Consider the following 15,855-nt stretch of genomic DNA (forward strand, 5'->3'; position numbering starts at 1 on the left):
CCCTGTGCTGCTGGCAGTCTCAGCCTGTATGATGCCTGGCAGTCTCAGCCTGTATGATGCTCCTGTTCTACCACCGGGAGGCCCGGCGCTGCTTTGCCGGGGAAAAGGCCCGGCGCCCCCGTGACCCGGCCCGACGGCTCTGGGACATCCTGTGGCCGGTGGAGGGCGGGCGGTGCCTTGCCAGCGCCCTGCACACGGCGGAGAACATGCTGGTGCCCGCCTGCCTTGCCCTTGCACTGGGGGCTGAGGGCGGACGCGACGCCGCTGTGGCCCAGTATGGCAGCCTGAAAGGGATGGCGCTGCCCCTGCTGACGTTTCCGTTTGGCCTGCTGGGCAGCCTCTCCGTCCTGCTGATGCCGGAGATCACGCAGGCCCACATCCGGGGCGAGACGGCCCGCCTGCAGGCCCTCGTTGACCGGATGCTGCGGCTGACCGGGTATTTCTCCGCCCTGGCCGGGACGGTGTTCTGGGTGCTGGGCTGTCCGCTGGCCCAGACGCTCTACCACAGCCCGGAGGCGGGCTTCTATTTGGAGGTACTTGGCCCGGCCATGCCGCTGCTCTATTTTGAGAGCATGGTGGACGGTGCCATGAAAGGGATGGGGGAGCAGAAAGCGGCGTTCCGCTACAGCGTGTGGGACTCGATCTTGCGGATCGTGGGCGTGGTGCTTCTGCTGCCCCGGTATGGGATGCCGGGTTTCCTGTTTGTGATCCTGGTGTCCAGCTGCTACACCTGCCTTGCCAACACCGGGCGGCTGCTTGCCAGCAGTGAGACAAAGCTCCGGCTCTGGCGCTGGCTGGGGGCCCCAATGCTGGCTTCTGCAGGGGCTGCAGCCGTGGGCGTGGCCCTGCGACAGGGGTTGGCCGGGTGGTTTGCCGGAGCGCTTTTGCCGCGGCTGGGAGCGCTGGCTCTCTGCGCAGGCGGGATGAGCGCTGTCTATCTCGTGGCAGCCTGGCCGCTGGGCCTGGGAGAAGAAGTGCGGGCCGCGCTGGCAAAAAAGCACTGAGTGCCGGAAAAACAGAGCGGAAATGGAAATTTTCTGGACACCGGGGCGGGAAACGAGTATAATACAATGGATACCATGGAGGCCCAGTGCCTTTTGTGGAAGTTCCCGGAAGAAAAACGGTGCGGACAGGCTCTGCACTGATGCAAAAGAGGATTATCTGTGAAAGAAAGAAAAAAACAGCCGCCGAAAGTGTTTGCCCGGCGCGCGTTCCTGTTCTTAGTGGATGCCGTCATCGTTACGTTCAGCTTTTACTTTGCCCTGCTCCTGCGGGCGGATGGTGCCGTGGAAGCCACCTGGTGGCCCCATAACCGAGCCTTGCTCTACCACAACCTGCCCTGGATCGTGGCCGTGTACCTCGCCTGCTTTCTGGCAGGGGGGCTCTACTCCATCCTGTGGAAGTATGCAGGGGAGCGCGATCTCATCCGGCTGGCCGGGATGATCGGCGTGCCCACCGTCATCGTCTATCTGGTCAACCGCACCCTCATCCATGGCGTGCTCTTCAATTCGGCCAATGTTATGGCCGCCGTCTTCATCTTTTTGCTGGTGGGCGGAAGCCGCCTGGCATGGCGGCTCTTCCTGAACCACCCGCTGGGGGAGCGGCTGCGGGGCAACACCAGCAAGGACCCCAACCGCCCGGTGATGATCGTGGGCGCGGGCGAGGCCGGCAACTGGGCCATCAACGTCTGCACGACCAACGACCTCTACGGTCACCCGGTGGTGGCGGTGGACGATGACCCCGCCAAGCTCAACCAGACCATCCACGGCGTGCCGGTCAAGGGCACGCTGGAAGAGATCCCCGCCCTGTGCGAGAAGTACAACATCCAGGGCATCATCATTGCCATCCCCACCCTGAAAGGCAGCCGCCTGAACCATGTCATCGACCTCTGCGTTTCCACCCACTGTGCCGTGCAGATCCTGAGCGACCCGCAGCTGGTGGGAGCCAACGCGCCGGGGCAGGGGGCGTTCCGTGAACTGAACACGGCGGACTTCCTCTCCCGCGAGGAGGTCACGCTGGACACCGCCAAAATTTCCGGCTACCTCACGGGCAAGACCGTGCTGGTCACGGGCGGCGGCGGTTCCATCGGCAGTGAGCTCTGCCGCCAGGTGATGAAATTCCACCCGGGCAAGCTGCTCATCTTCGATATCTATGAGAACTGCGCCTACGAGCTCCAGATGGAGCTCCAGCAGAAGTATGGCCGGGACATCCCCGTGACCGTGCTGGTGGGCTCCATCCGGGACAAAAAGCGACTGGACGAGGTGTTTGAGACCTACCATCCCACGGTGGTCTTCCACGCGGCAGCCCACAAGCATGTGCCGCTGATGGAGGTCAGCCCGGCGGAAGCCGTCAAGAACAACGTGCTGGGCACCAAGAACCTGCTGGTGAGTGCCAGCGAGCACGGCGTGGAGCGCTTGGTGCAGCTCTCCACCGACAAAGCGGTCAACCCCACCAGCGTCATGGGCTGCACCAAGCGCATCTGCGAAATGCTCATCCAGACCTTTGCGGGCAACACCGACATGAAGTGTGTGGCCGTCCGCTTTGGCAATGTGCTGGGCAGCCATGGCAGCGTCATCCCGCTGTTTGAGGCACAGATCAAAAAGGGCGGCCCCGTCACCCTGACCGACCCCAACATCGAGCGCTACTTTATGACCATCCCCGAGGCAGCCCAGCTGGTGCTGCAGGCGGGGGCACTGGCCGAGAGCGGCAGCATCTATGTGCTGGACATGGGCGAACCCGTCAAGATCATGGACCTTGCCAAGCAGCTGATCCGGTTCTATGGCTATGAGCCGGGCGTGAATATGGACATCAAGATCGTTGGCCTCCGCCCGGGCGAAAAGCTCTACGAAGAGCTGATGATGGATGAGGAGCAGGACAAAATGCGCCGCACCCAGCACAACAAAATTTTTGTGGCCTCGCCCCGCAGCATCGACCTGGCCCAGTTCTACGGCCAGCTGCAGGAGCTGGAAGCCGCGGCCGAGCACAACGACGAGGGCGTGGTGAAACAGCTGGCCAAGATGATCCCCACCTTTACCCCGACGCGGGAAAACCTCAAGCTGTAAAAATGCTGAAACACGGGCATTGGGCCCGCTGTTACCCATAAAATGAGAGGGATGTATATTATGGAAAAGAAACCGTTTCTGACCGAGGCCATGGCCCAGGAGATCATCCAGGACGTGCCCACGCCGTTCCATGTCTACGATGAAAAAGGCATCCGTGAGAATGCCCGCCGCATCAACAAGGCGTTCAGCTGGAACAAGGGGTTCCGGGAGTATTTCGCCGTCAAGGCTCTGCCCAACCCGGTCATTCTGCAGATTTTAAAGGAAGAGGGCTGCGGTGTGGACTGCTCCTCCCTGACCGAGCTGATGCTCAGCGAGGCTTGCGGTTTTACCGGCAGCGACATCATGTTCTCCTCCAACCAGACCCCCGTGGACGACATGAAAAAAGCCTATGAGCTGGGTGCCTACATCAACCTGGACGACGCCACCATGGTGGAGTTCCTGGAGCGGGTGGCAGGCGTGCCCGAGAACATCTTCTGCCGCTACAACCCGGGCGGAACGTTCCAGCTGGGCGAGAGCAAAGAGGGCTTCCAGGTCATGGACAAGCCCGGCGACGCCAAGTATGGCATGACCGAGGAGCAGATGATCGACAGCTATAAGAAGCTGGCCGCCAAGGGTGCCAAGAACTTCGGCATCCATGCATTCCTCGCCTCCAATACCATTTCGGATGCATACTATCCTGAGCTGGCCGCCATCCTGTTCCAGCTGGCGGTCCGGGTGCAGAAAGCCACCGGCGTGCACATTGCCTATATCAACCTGTCCGGCGGCGTGGGCATCCCGTACCGCCCCGACCAGACCGAGAATGACATCATGGCCATCGGCGAGGGCGTCCGTAAGAAGTTTGAAGAGATCCTCGTCCCCGCAGGCATGGGCGATGTGGCCATCTTTACCGAGATGGGCCGCTTTACCACCGGCCCCTACGGTGCCCTGGTGGCAACGGCCATCCACGAGAAGCACATCTATAAGGAATACATCGGTCTGGACGCCTGCGCGGCCAATCTGATGCGTCCCGCCATGTATGGCGCATACCATCACATCACCGTGCTGGGCAAGGAAGACGCTCCCTGCGACCACAAGTACGATGTGGTGGGCGGCCTGTGCGAGAACAACGATAAATTCGCCATTGACCGGATGCTGCCCAAGATCGACATCGGAGATATCATCTACATCCACGATACCGGCGCGCACGGCTCTGCCATGGGCTATAATTACAACGGCAAGCTGCGCAGTGCCGAGGTCCTGCTCTGCGAGGACGGCTCTCACCGCCTCATCCGCCGCGCCGAGACCCCGCGTGACTACTTTGCAACGCTGGATTTCCTGCCCGCCATGAAGTCTCTGTTTGAGGACTAAAATCACACAAAACAGCGAGGTACAACATGTTCTTTGGTTTTCAGCTCACCTGCGGCCTGATGCTGGTCTTTTACGGCTACTCGGTCATGAAAAATCCCCGTGTCTGGGGCGACCAGGGCCGTCAGGCCGTCAAGGCCGAAAACTTCCCGGAATACTGTCGCCAGAACGGTCTGTTTTTTCTCAAGGCGGGCTTCCTCATGGCCCTCATCGGGGCGCTGGACGCACTGTTCACCCTGAGCGCACTGCTGTACCTGCTGCTGTACATTTTCGGGCTGGTGTTTGCGTTTTACCCGCTTACCCGCTGGTGTAAGGCCAACGAGGGCTTCTCCTGGCCCTGGCCCCGCGTGGAAAGCGAGAAAAAGCGGATCAAGAAGCTGCGCGAACAACAGAAATCACAAGAGAACAAATAAAACGGAAGTTATGAAAAAGGCACTCCTCACGGAGTGCCTTTTTCGCTATGCGTGTTTGGAGTGTGCTTTGTCAACGACTTCGTAAATGTCTCGCCCGCCGCAGAGCTTTAGCCTCTTCACGGGTAGGGAACATGACAGGCTCCTTTCGCTCACAGTGCATCAATGCTGTTCTGCAAATGCTGATAAAAACGCCTCAGGTGAAATTATACCGCGGCATGGTCTCCGGGTCACGGTACTCGTGCTTCTCGTAGTAGCCGATGAGCGTTCCGTCCTCGTCCCGCAGGGCGACCATGTAGACGTCCTTGTTCTGTTTCTCGTTGTGGTAGGTATAGATGAGATTGTGCTCCGGGCTGGCGGCAAACCAGTCCACGACCGTTTGGATCATCTCGTTGGAGTGAGCGTTGTGACAGTTGGCAAGGCTCCGGCCTACCAGTGCGGCCCCGCCGTGCTTGGCATAGCTGCGGATGGCGGCGGGGTTCATGTAGAGGATGGTATGGTCCAGACCGCAAAGGACAATGGAAGCTCTGTCCTGATCGAGGACGCTTTTAAAATAGGGGTTCAGGTTCATGTCAATGACTCCTTTCCGTGGAGGGGGCTTCCGGCTTTGCCTTATCCAGCGCATCAAACTGCTTGACGATCTGCGGGTCTTTCAGTTTGATGACTTTGCCGGAGAGGTAGTGCAGGGTGTTTTCCTCCGGAATATCCAGGAAGCTGATCCGCACAGCGCACAGGGCCTGCGTTTTTGCCCCGGTGCGCTCGTTCATCTTCCGGTTGCCGTACTTGATGTCACCCAGCACCGGTTTGCCAAGGTAGGCGAGATGGGCGCGGATCTGGTGCGTCCGGCCTGTGATGAGCCCGATCTTGCAGAGGGCAAACGGCCCGGCGGTGCGCAGCACATCCACGTCCGTGATGATCTGCTTCCGGCGCTCGTCCTGTGACTGGTGGGCGTGGATGCTCACCTTGTTGTTCTTCTCGTCGTGCTCCCACCAGGCGGTAAACCGGCCGCTCTGGGGAATGCCCACCGTGATGGTATAGTACTCTTTCTTGAGCAGGTCCGTGCGGATGATCTCGTTCATGTCCCGCAGGGCGGCGTAGCTCTTGGCGGCGATCACAAGGCCCTCGGTGCCCCGGTCCAGCCGGTTGCAGATGCCGGGTTTGAAACGGTTCTCGCCGCTGGGGTCGTACTCGCCTTTCTGGGCCAGATACTGGGTAAAGGCGTCCACCAGGTTGGCGTCGCCAGTGCGGTCGCTGTGGCAGAGCAGGTGAGTGGGCTTGTACAGCACCGCAAGGTTCTCATCCTCATAGATGACGGTCACTTTGGGCTGGTTCTGCTGCTTTTTGGGCGGCTTCTTTGCGGCGGGCTTGGCCCCCTCCGGCGGGAAAAACTCATCGTTGATGTACAGCTCAATGAGGTCTCCGGCCTGGATGCGGTCTTCCGGGGCTCCTTTTTTGCCGTTGACCTTGATCCGCTTGTTGCGGAAGCTCTTGTAGAGCAGGCTGGTGGGAAAATCGCGGGTCACGCTCTGGACAAAGCGGGAGAGGCGGACGCCCTCATCGTTGGCGGTGGCAGTGTATTGTTTCATGAATTTGGTTCCTTTATTTTCAGAGATGAAATGGTACTTTTGATTTTTATACAACTATAATACAACGCCCGGCGGGCTCTGGCAAGGAAATTTTGCGGGTAAGGCTTGTCTTTTGCCGAAAATGCGGTACGATAGAAGCAGCAATCCAGAGAAAAGGAGAACGAACCATGGCTGCAGAAAACAACCTCCATCAGGGGCACCGCGAACGGATGCGGGAGCGCATTGCCCAGCAGGGCTTTGAGAGCCTGGCCGACCACGAGGCGCTGGAAGTTCTCCTTTACCTGACGAACCCCCGCAAGAACACCAATGTCATGGCCCACGCCCTGCTCAAGCGGTTTGGCAGTTTCTCCCGGGTGCTGGACGCGGAGGAAGAGGAGCTGTGCAAAGTGGAGGGCGTGGGGCCTGCCACGGCCCGGATGCTGCATCTCATGCCCGAAATCTGCAAATACTATACCCGCTGCCGCGCCAGTGAGGAAAACTGCCTGCGCACTACCGAGCAGCTGGCAGAGTTTTTAAAGAGCAAATTCCTGGGGGCTGACCGGGAACGGGCCCTGCTGATGGCGCTGGACAGCCGCAGCCGGGTGCGGGGTGCGTACTGGCTGCGGGAGGGCACCAGCAGCAAGGTCAGCTTTGAGATCAAGGACGTGGTGGCGGCGGCTCTTAAGGGCGGCACCGACAGCGTGGTGCTCTGCCACAACCACCCCAACGGGATGGCGATGCCTTCCCGGGAAGACCTGCAGGCCACGGAGAACATCGTCCGGGCGCTGGGGCTGGTCAAGATCCATCTGCGGGATCATCTGATCCTGACGGAAACAGAATATTTTTCCATGCGGGAGGAGGGCCGTCTGCCGTTTTATGATTTTGAGAGCGGGCAGATGCTCCGTCCTTACTGAACAAATGGTTTACTTTATAAAATAATTGTGGTATAATCACGGAGAAGAAAACAACTAATTGTGGTTTTAGAGAGGAGAGAGGGCCGTGGCAGAGCAGACGTTTAAGCTGGTGTCCCATTATCAGCCACGGGTGATCAGCCCCAGGCCATCGCGCGGCTGGTGGAGGGCGTGGAGCGGGGAGACCGCTGCCAGACCCTGCTGGGCGTTACCGGAAGCGGCAAGACCTTTACCATGGCCAACGTCATTGCAAAGTGCAACCGCCCCACGCTGGTGCTGGCCCACAACAAAACACTGGCGGCCCAGCTGTGCACCGAGTTCCGCTCGTTTTTCCGGAAAACGCGGTGGAGTATTTTGTCTCCTACTACGACTACTACCAGCCGGAGGCCTATATCCCCAGCACGGATACCTATATCGAGAAAGACAGCGCCATCAACGACGAGATCGACCGCCTGCGCCACTCGGCCACGGCGGCACTTTCGGAGCGGCGGGACGTCATCATTGTGGCGTCGGTGTCCTGCATCTACTCGCTGGGCGACCCCATCGACTACCGCAGCATGGTCATCAGCCTCCGCCCCGGCATGGAGCTGGAGCGGGACGAGCTCTGCCGGCGGCTGGTCAACCTGCAATATGAGCGGAACGACATCAACTTTATCCGCAACAAATTCCGCGTCCACGGCGACACGGTGGATATCTACCTGGCCTATATGAGCGACCTGGCCATCCGGGTGGAGTTCTTTGGGGATGAGATCGACCGCATCCTCGAATTCAACCCGATGACGGGTGCCAAACAGAACGTGGTCAAGCATGTAGCCATCTTCCCGGCCAGCCACTACATCGTCAGCGCCGAGAAAAAGGCTGCCGCCATTGAGAAGATCCGCGCGGAGTGCGATGCCCAGGTCAAGCAATTCACGGCGGAGGGCAAACTCATTGAGGCCCAGCGCATCCAGCAGCGGACGAATTACGACATTGAGATGCTGACGGAAGTGGGTATCTGTAAGGGCATCGAGAACTATTCGGCGGTCCTCTCAGGCCGTGCCCCGGGCAGTATGCCCACGACCCTGCTGGATTATTTCCCGGAGGATTTTCTGCTGTTTGTGGATGAGAGCCATGTCACCCTGCCACAGGTGCGGGCCATGTACGGCGGCGACTACGCCCGCAAGAAAACGCTGGTGGAGTATGGCTTCCGTTTGCCCTCGGCGTTCGATAACCGCCCGCTGAAGTTTGAGGAAGTGGAGTCCAAGCTCAACCAGATGATCTTTGTCTCGGCCACCCCGGGCGAGTATGAGCGCCAGAACAGCACCCAGGTGGCCCAGCAGGTCATCCGGCCCACCGGTCTGCTGGACCCGGTCATCTCGGTGCGCCCGGTGGAGGGGCAGGTGACCGACCTGCTGGGTGAGATCAATGCCCGGATCGAGCGGCAGGAGCGGGTGCTTGTGACCACCCTGACCAAGAAGATGGCCGAGGACCTGACGGATTACTTCACCGAGCAGGGCATCAAAGTCAAATATATGCACCACGAGGTGGATACTTTTGAGCGAATGGAGATCATCAAAGACCTGCGCCTTGGCTCCATCGACGTGGTGGTGGGCATCAACCTCCTGCGTGAGGGTCTGGACCTGCCCGAGGTGAGCCTGGTTGCCATCCTTGACGCGGACAAAGAGGGATTCCTCCGCAGCGAGACCAGCCTGATTCAGACCATTGGCCGCGCGGCCCGCAACGCCGAGGGCCTTGTCATTATGTACGCGGACGAGATCACCGACAGCATGGACCGCGCCATTACCGAGACAGAGCGCCGCCGCGCCATCCAGATGGCCTATAACAAGGAACACGGCATCGTGCCCAAAACCATCGTCAAGGCCATCCCGGACAGCATTGAGATCAGCGATAAGGCCGAGAACGCCAAAATGAATACCCGCCGGATGGGCAAGCTGGAGCGGGAGGCCGCCATTGACCGCCTGACCCGGGAGATGAAAGAGGCGGCCAAGTTGTTGGAGTTTGAGCACGCGGCGTTCCTGCGTGACCAGATCGACCGCCTGCGCCGGGGCGAGAACCCCACGGCAGATTCGTCCGCCGAACAGGAGCGGAAGCAGAACCACGCACAGACACAGAGAAGAGGGAGAAAATACCTTGGCAAACGATAAAATCATCATCAAAGGGGCCCGGGAGCACAACCTGAAAAATGTCAGCCTGACCCTCCCGCGGGAAAAGCTCATCGTCATGACCGGCCTGTCCGGCTCGGGCAAGTCCAGCCTGGCCTTTGATACCATTTACGCCGACGGCCAGCGCCGCTATGTCGAGAGCCTTTCCAGCTATGCCCGGATGTTCCTGGGCCGGATGGATAAGCCCGATGTGGACGAGATCACCGGCCTGTCTCCGGCCATTTCCATCGACCAGAAGACCACCAGCCACAACCCCCGTTCCACGGTGGGCACGGTGACCGAAATTTATGATTACCTCCGTCTGCTGTATGCCCGCATCGGCATCCCACACTGCCCGGTCTGCGGCAGGGTCATCAGCCAGCAGACCGTGGACGAGATGGTGGACGCCGTGCTCAAGCTGGAAGAGGGGACAAAGTTCCAGGTGCTGGCTCCGGTCGTCCGCCAGCGCAAGGGCACCCAGCAGAAAGAGCTGGACGCCGCCCGGCGGGGCGGCTATTCCCGCGTCCGGATCGACGGCAACCTCTATGATCTGGACGAGGAGATCAGCCTGGAAAAGAACGTCAAGCACACCGTGGAGATCGTGGTAGACCGCCTTGCCATCCGCAAGGGCATCCGGGGCCGTCTGGCGGACTCGCTGGAGACAGCTCTGGCGCTGACGGGCGGCATCGCCGAGGTGGATGTCATCGGCGGCGAGTGCATGACGTTCAGCCAGAACTTTGCCTGCCCGGAGCACGGCATTTCCATCAGCGACCTTTCGCCCCGCCTGTTCTCGTTCAACAACCCGCTGGGTGCCTGCGAGAAGTGTACAGGTCTGGGCACTTTTATGCGGGTGGATGAGGAACGCATCCTGCCCAACCGCAATCTTTCCATCCGGGAGGGGGCCATCAAGGCCAGCGGCTGGTACTACGCCGAGGGCAGCGTCAGCGAGATGTATTACCTTGGCCTGGGCAAAAAATACGGCTTTACGCTGGATACGCCCATCAAAGAGATGAGCACTGAGGCCGTCAACGCCCTGCTCTACGGCACCAACGGCGAAAAAATCGAAATGCACCGCACCAATGAGTTTGGCAGCGGCGTCTACTATAATACGTTTGAGGGCATCGTGGAGAACCTGGAACGCCGCTTCCGGGAGACCAACAGCGAGTGGATGAAAGAGGAGATCGGCAGCTTCATGTCCGGTGTGGAGTGCCCGGACTGCCACGGCAAGCGCCTCAAGCCCATCGTGCTGGCGGTGACCATCGGTGGCAAGAACATCAGCGATTTCTGCGAAATGTCCATCCGGAATGAGCTGAACTTCATTGCGGAAAATGAACCGAACCTGACGGAGAAGCAGAAGCAGATCGGCGGCCAGATTCTCAAAGAGATCAAAAACCGGCTGCAGTTTTTGCAGAGCGTCGGTCTGGATTATCTCACCCTGGCCCGCGCGGCAGGCACTCTGTCCGGCGGCGAGAGCCAGCGCATCCGCCTGACGACCCAGATCGGCAGCGCCCTTTCCGGCGTGCTCTATGTGCTGGACGAGCCCTCCATCGGCCTCCATCAGCGGGACAACAACAAGCTCATTGCCACCCTGAAAAACCTGCGGGACCTGGGCAATACGGTCATCGTGGTGGAGCACGACGAGGATACCATGCGCAGTGCGGATTATATTGTGGATGTGGGCCCTGGTGCGGGCGTCCACGGCGGCGAGATCGTGGCGGCAGGCAGTGTGAAAGACATCTGCAAGGCCAAGCGGAGCATCACCGGCGATTACCTCTCTGGCCGTAAGCGCATTGCGGTCCCGGAGACCCGCCGCACCGGAAACGGCAACTTCCTCACGGTGAAAGGGGCACGGGAGAACAACCTGCGCAACATTGACGTGAAGTTCCCGCTGGGCGAGTTCATCTGCGTCACCGGCATTTCCGGCTCAGGCAAATCCAGCCTCATCAACGAGATTCTGTACAAGACGCTGGCCTGTGAGCTGAACGGAGCCCGCAGCCGGGCCGGAAAGTGCGATGGGGTAGAGGGGCTGGAGTTTGTCGATAAGGTCATTGGCATCGACCAGCAGCCCATCGGCCGCACGCCCCGCTCTAACCCGGCAACCTACACGGGTGTCTTCAACGATATCCGCACGGTCTTTTCCCAGACGCAGGACGCCAAGATGCGGGGCTATGGCCCGGGCCGGTTCAGCTTCAACGTCAAGGGCGGCCGCTGCGAGGCCTGTGAGGGCAACGGTATCCTGCAGATCGAGATGCACTTCCTGCCGGACGTCTACGTCCCCTGTGAGGTCTGCAAGGGCGCCCGCTACAACCGCGAGACGCTGGAAGTAAAGTATAAGGAAAAGACCATCTCTGACGTGCTGAATATGACCGTGGAAGAGGCTGTGGTGTTTTTTGCTAACCAGCCCAAGATCGCCCGGAAATTACAGACTCTGTTGGACGTGGGCCTTGGTTATGTAACCCTGGGCCAGAGCGCTACCACTCTCTCTGGCGGCGAGGCGCAGCGTGTCAAGCTGGCCAATGAGCTGGCCCGCCGCAGCACCGGAAAGACAGTCTATATCCTCGATGAGCCCACCACCGGCCTCCACATCGCAGATGTGCACCGCCTCATTGAGGTGCTGCAGAAGCTGGTGGACGCGGGCAATACCGTCATTGTCATCGAGCACAACCTCGACCTCATCAAGTGCGCCGACCATATCATTGATCTGGGCCCCGAGGGCGGCAGTGCCGGCGGCCTCATCGTGGCCGAGGGCACCCCGGAAGAGGTAGCTGCAGTGCCAGAAAGCTTTACCGGCCAGTACCTGAAACCGCTGCTGGAAAAAGACAAACAGCTCCGTGCCGCAGAGGCAGAAAAATAATTGTGCGCACAAACGCCAAAAACCATACTTTTGCAAAAAAGTGGGAGAAAAATTTGGGAAAGTGGTTGACAAAAGGCCGCTCCATGCGTATAATATCTCATGTCGCCACGCTTCGGTAGGGAAGCGGAGCGCGATATCCGGGTGTAGCGCAGTTTTGGTAGCGCGCTTGAATGGGGTTCAAGAGGCCGTGAGTTCGATTCTCGCCACTCGGACCAAACAAAAATAATCCGAACTTGTTTCCGATAGGAGATGGGTTCGGATTATTTGTTTTCTTCGGAAAATTCAACGCAGGTGTCCGTGGAAGATGAAATCCGAAATCATAGATCGACCAATACAAACCAGACAACGATTTCAGGAGGATACGGTTATGAAGTACGATGAAAAAGTTTGCCGCTTTAACATGGACACTGGGTGCGTGGAACTGCTGCTCCGGGACGGGAGAAAAATCTCCATCGACTGCACCGGGGTCGAGGATGCGCTGGATGTAACCATGGCGCAGAGGTCGGAGTTAGACTACCTCATCTACAATGACCCACTGAGCTATGCCGATTTGATCCTGAACGGCGAACCGGAGAAATATCTTCGGAATGTAGCAGGAAGTCACGGGTTAGAAGATTGAGGGCAAAACAAAAACAGGGTGCGCCATGCCGGACGCACCCTGCCAAAATCCGCATATGATAGCGATATGTACAACAGGGCGTTCCCCGTCGGGAACGCTCTGTTTTTCTTTGCTTGGATTATGATGAGCCTGCTCTGCCTGCCACGCGGAAAACTCCCGCTGGCCTTCCTCGCTGTTCCAGCAAGCGAGAATCGCCGGATAGAATGCCCGTGCCAGACGGTCGATGACTTCATCGGGATAAGGGGAAGTGTTGGTGGACTTTTTCTTTTTGTTCAAACGCACGCTCCTTTGGACATCGGTAAACAGCATACCATGTGCCTGTTGTTATGCTGTCTGGTCTTTAACATCTGTGAGTGCGGCTTCCAGAGAAGTAAGATAGTCCTTATGCTTGTGAATGATATCCAGAATCACATCACGCTGCGCATTATCGGGCATCTTCTCCAACTGGTAGTTGAACGAAATGCGGAAACGAGTAGTGAGTTCTTCCAACGCCACATACTCGTACCGTACATCCTCCGGGTAAGCATCGCTGTCGTAAACCGATTCAAACTTTCGGAATGGCATGACGGGCGCTTTACCCAGAATGCGGATCACACCGTCAGCGTCAGGCGTCGGTTCCACCTTCAGCTCCGGGTGCAGAATGTCCTGCAAAGTTTGTGCACGGTCATTGTAGGCCGCCCTGGCAAGGCGGTGCATATCCGCTTTGGACACTTTCGTCTGTCCGGACAGGATGCTCTGCTTTAGCCCCGGCATCAGTTCTTCTGCGATCTCCACGCCTTTCATATACTTCGAGGCGCGGAAAACGGTGTCCTTGCTCACACCGTTTTCTTCTGCGATTCGGTCGCAGGTTTTGGTGCTGTCGATCAAGTTCGCATTTAGCGAACTTGATTTTGCATCGCTGCTCTTGCGATCACCGCCGTGCGCGGCTTTTTCGGCTTCATACTGTTTGCCCATCAGGTAGTACTTCTGCTCCGGGGTTAAATTGCGCCGCCCCAACTGGTTCTTACAAATCCAAGCGAGGACTTCTTCTCTGCTTTCAAACGGGAGCGGCATGGTGGAGAAAGAGATTTCGGGATGTTCCTGAACGATTTCATAACGATTGTGGCCGTCAACAAGGATGTTATTCCAAATGATCAAAGGAGAAAGCAGCTTGCCTTCCTTGAGGATATTTTCTTCAAGCTGCTTGTACTCATCGTCCGTCAGCGGCGGAATCTGATTCTGGAACTCCGGGTCGATTTTCAGATTGATCATACGCACACTCCTTTATCTCTCCTGCTGCGCTGGTTCTTCCTCCCGGAAGTAGGACGCAACATTTTGCTTTGCGGTTTTCAGTTTGAGCAGTTCTTCTTTGGCTTCCTTGTACTGCTCGTAGAATTTTGCCTTTTCGGATGCCAGCTGCGCATACTCGGCTTCCAGCTTTTTCGGGCTGGGCAGTTTTGTGATGTCGTTTGCCTTGAAATAGGCTGCTGCCACCCGGTATGCTGTCAGCTCTGCACGGTGCTGCTCCTCAAAGGCTGCGGGTCGCTTGGCGGTCTTTAACTGCTGTGTGATGTTCTTGGTGCTGGTGTAGGCTGCGACCTGATAGCGCAGCTCTTTGTTGGCCTTCATGCGACCTTCGAGGTCTTTCACCACCGCCAGCGAGTCGTGATACTTGGTTTCCAGTTCGGTGATGCGCTGGTTCAGGGCGTCCTCGTCGGTCAAGTTCTTTTCCTGCAGAAGCTTCACGGTCTGTGCCATAACTTTGAGATTGTGTTTCGTGAGCCAACGCTTATAGCCAATGCCTTTGCCCTCGGTCATCCTCGACTGGATGTCGATCAGTTTCCCGATGGTATCCTGCTTGAACTGCGCCTTGGGTTTTCGTTCGGCGTTTGCGTTCAGGGCAGCAAGCACTTCTGCCTTGTCGAACTTGTCACCGAGATGTTTCGCTCGGATGAACTTCGTTCTGCCAGTAGGCAGATAGCTGAGCTGCCCACGGCTTTCCTTGACGGCAATACCATACTGCTGCATGAGCCTATCGGAAAAATCCTCAAAACTCACAGCGCGATACAGCACCGAAGAAATCTGCTTCCGCAAAGTGTCCTTTACGGTTTCAAACTTCTTCTGCTTGGGCGACTGTCCGGCTGCGGTGAGGGCTGCGTTTTCACGGTCAAGTTTCAACTGGCCGCGCCTGCGCGCCCAATACTCCGCTTCGCTCACGCGCTCCTTCGAGCCGTTGAGCAGGTCGATCTGGTACAGTCCGGCACCCTCGCACAGCTCCATGACCTCAACACGCAAGTGCCGCATGGTCTGGGCTGTGCTGGAGTGCTTCATGCCCTCACGCCAGTCGCGGGGCTTCTGCATATAGGCCTTACGCTCCACTTCTCGTGTTCGGACGCTGCCAATCACGATGTGGACATGGATGTTTCCCGAATGGTTGCGCCCATCCGGGTGAGTGCAGACGATGGCAGGGTGACCGGGGAAGTTTTCTTCGCAGAATTTCAGGCCAAGTGCCTGTGCCTTTTCCATGGTCAAGCCGTTGTCGGCTGCATCTCTGGGGTCAAAGCTGATGATATACTGGTGGCTTTTGATATCACCATGCTGGGTGTTCTTGCCATACTTGCGGTTTGCCAGCAGACAGGCTGTTGCGAACGAGAAATCGCCGCACTCAAGGGTGTCGAGTAGGTACGATTCTCGCAGCATGGGTCGGCCTTGCTTGTCCAGAATTACCTTGCCGGAAAATTCATCGTGCTGGTAAACGAGGTACGCTTCGATGGCGGTGTAGTCCGAGTTCTTAGAGCTGATATGCTTGAGCGTTGCCATACAGTTCACCCAGAACTTTCTCGGCGTGCAGCCGGAATGCGGTCAGGTCTGCAAGTTCGTCAAGAATTTTCGCTCGGATCTGCTCGGTGTCCGCACCGCCAGAATTGAAGTGCCTTGCAAGCTGGTTGAGGTTTCCGCCCACCTTGCTGC

At 58.2% G+C, this 15,855-nt stretch carries 12 protein-coding genes, 1 tRNA gene and 2 pseudogenes; 9 read left to right on the plus strand and 6 right to left on the minus strand.

Translation table 11 applies throughout. The features are described from left to right. The first annotated feature begins 53 nt into the window (after nt 1-53). The 4 genes from DXA70_RS12735 (at nt 54) to DXA70_RS12750 (ending at nt 4,819) form a co-directional block, all read left to right on the plus strand. Nucleotides 54-1,004: an oligosaccharide flippase family protein gene (locus DXA70_RS12735; protein ID WP_243001401.1), complete on the plus strand. Its 951-nt coding sequence runs from the start codon at nt 54-56 to the stop codon at nt 1,002-1,004. 159 nt (nt 1,005-1,163) lie between these two features. Then, nucleotides 1,164-3,062, plus strand: a complete 1,899-nt coding sequence (locus tag DXA70_RS12740) for a nucleoside-diphosphate sugar epimerase/dehydratase (RefSeq protein WP_128118681.1) — start codon at nt 1,164-1,166, stop codon at nt 3,060-3,062. A 60-nt stretch (nt 3,063-3,122) separates the two neighbouring features. Next, nucleotides 3,123-4,409: a diaminopimelate decarboxylase gene (locus DXA70_RS12745; RefSeq protein ID WP_128118682.1), complete on the plus strand. Its 1,287-nt coding sequence runs from the start codon at nt 3,123-3,125 to the stop codon at nt 4,407-4,409. A gap of 26 nt (nt 4,410-4,435) precedes the next feature. After that, nucleotides 4,436-4,819: a hypothetical protein gene (locus DXA70_RS12750; RefSeq protein WP_128118683.1), complete on the plus strand. Its 384-nt coding sequence runs from the start codon at nt 4,436-4,438 to the stop codon at nt 4,817-4,819. A gap of 193 nt (nt 4,820-5,012) precedes the next feature. Here the strand turns inward: DXA70_RS12750 and DXA70_RS12755 are convergent, their stop codons facing one another. Both DXA70_RS12755 and DXA70_RS12760 read right to left on the minus strand, forming a co-directional pair. Further along, a complete protein-coding gene (locus DXA70_RS12755) occupies nt 5,013-5,387 on the minus strand; it encodes a PAS domain-containing protein (RefSeq protein WP_128118684.1) in 375 nt (124 codons plus the stop codon). A gap of 1 nt (nt 5,388) precedes the next feature. Then, on the minus strand, nt 5,389-6,402 hold the full coding sequence (locus DXA70_RS12760; RefSeq protein WP_128118685.1) for an RluA family pseudouridine synthase: 1,014 nt from the start codon (nt 6,400-6,402) through the stop codon (nt 5,389-5,391). A 167-nt stretch (nt 6,403-6,569) separates the two neighbouring features. On the opposite strand from DXA70_RS12760, the gene radC reads away from it, so the two are divergent. The 5 genes and pseudogenes from radC to DXA70_RS12785 all read left to right on the plus strand — a co-directional run bounded on the left by radC (nt 6,570) and on the right by DXA70_RS12785 (nt 12,906). Next, nucleotides 6,570-7,295 (plus strand): DNA repair protein RadC, encoded by a 726-nt coding sequence (gene radC, locus DXA70_RS12765; protein ID WP_128118686.1) that lies wholly within the window; start codon nt 6,570-6,572, stop codon nt 7,293-7,295. An 85-nt stretch (nt 7,296-7,380) separates the two neighbouring features. Continuing rightward, nucleotides 7,381-9,436: pseudogene (uvrB, locus tag DXA70_RS12770) on the plus strand (excinuclease ABC subunit UvrB). Further along, a complete protein-coding gene (gene uvrA / locus DXA70_RS12775; RefSeq protein WP_128118687.1) occupies nt 9,423-12,287 on the plus strand; it encodes an excinuclease ABC subunit UvrA in 2,865 nt (954 codons plus the stop codon). The pseudogene uvrB and the gene uvrA overlap by 14 nt, the downstream one beginning before the upstream one ends. A gap of 137 nt (nt 12,288-12,424) precedes the next feature. Further along, nucleotides 12,425-12,502, plus strand: a tRNA-Pro gene (locus DXA70_RS12780). Between the two features lie 152 nt (nt 12,503-12,654). Then, nucleotides 12,655-12,906: a DUF6061 family protein gene (locus DXA70_RS12785; protein ID WP_117529957.1), complete on the plus strand. Its 252-nt coding sequence runs from the start codon at nt 12,655-12,657 to the stop codon at nt 12,904-12,906. Here the strand turns inward: DXA70_RS12785 and DXA70_RS12790 are convergent. The 4 genes and pseudogenes from DXA70_RS12790 to DXA70_RS12805 all read right to left on the minus strand — a co-directional run. Beyond that, nucleotides 12,895-13,188: a transposase gene (locus DXA70_RS12790; protein WP_242994696.1), complete on the minus strand. Its 294-nt coding sequence runs from the start codon at nt 13,186-13,188 to the stop codon at nt 12,895-12,897. The genes DXA70_RS12785 and DXA70_RS12790 overlap by 12 nt on opposite strands. Nucleotides 13,189-13,230: 42 nt before the next feature. Then, nucleotides 13,231-14,157, minus strand: a complete 927-nt coding sequence (locus tag DXA70_RS12795) for a hypothetical protein (protein WP_117529955.1) — start codon at nt 14,155-14,157, stop codon at nt 13,231-13,233. 12 nt (nt 14,158-14,169) lie between these two features. After that, on the minus strand, nt 14,170-15,705 hold the full coding sequence (locus DXA70_RS12800) for a relaxase/mobilization nuclease domain-containing protein (RefSeq protein WP_128118688.1): 1,536 nt from the start codon (nt 15,703-15,705) through the stop codon (nt 14,170-14,172). Further along, nucleotides 15,677-15,855: pseudogene (locus DXA70_RS12805) on the minus strand (plasmid mobilization relaxosome protein MobC); the annotation flags it as partial. The pseudogene DXA70_RS12805 and the gene DXA70_RS12800, both read right to left, overlap by 29 nt.

Source organism: Faecalibacterium sp. OF04-11AC (assembly GCF_003460645.1).
GTDB classification, from domain to species: Bacteria; Bacillota; Clostridia; order Oscillospirales; family Ruminococcaceae; genus Faecalibacterium; species Faecalibacterium prausnitzii_I.

Excerpts from the sequence above, each read along its gene's own strand:
- DXA70_RS12735 (WP_243001401.1), top strand. The coding sequence starts at position 54 with ATGATGCTCCTGTTCTACCACCGGGAGGCCCGGCGCTGCTTTGCCGGG.
- DXA70_RS12745 (WP_128118682.1), top strand. The coding sequence starts at position 3,123 with ATGGAAAAGAAACCGTTTCTGACCGAGGCCATGGCCCAGGAGATCATC.
- DXA70_RS12750 (WP_128118683.1), top strand. The coding sequence starts at position 4,436 with ATGTTCTTTGGTTTTCAGCTCACCTGCGGCCTGATGCTGGTCTTTTAC.
- DXA70_RS12755 (WP_128118684.1), bottom strand. The coding sequence starts at position 5,387 with ATGAACCTGAACCCCTATTTTAAAAGCGTCCTCGATCAGGACAGAGCT.
- DXA70_RS12760 (WP_128118685.1), bottom strand. The coding sequence starts at position 6,402 with ATGAAACAATACACTGCCACCGCCAACGATGAGGGCGTCCGCCTCTCC.
- radC (WP_128118686.1), top strand. The coding sequence starts at position 6,570 with ATGGCTGCAGAAAACAACCTCCATCAGGGGCACCGCGAACGGATGCGG.
- DXA70_RS12785 (WP_117529957.1), top strand. The coding sequence starts at position 12,655 with ATGAAGTACGATGAAAAAGTTTGCCGCTTTAACATGGACACTGGGTGC.
- DXA70_RS12795 (WP_117529955.1), bottom strand. The coding sequence starts at position 14,157 with ATGATCAATCTGAAAATCGACCCGGAGTTCCAGAATCAGATTCCGCCG.
- DXA70_RS12800 (WP_128118688.1), bottom strand. The coding sequence starts at position 15,705 with ATGGCAACGCTCAAGCATATCAGCTCTAAGAACTCGGACTACACCGCC.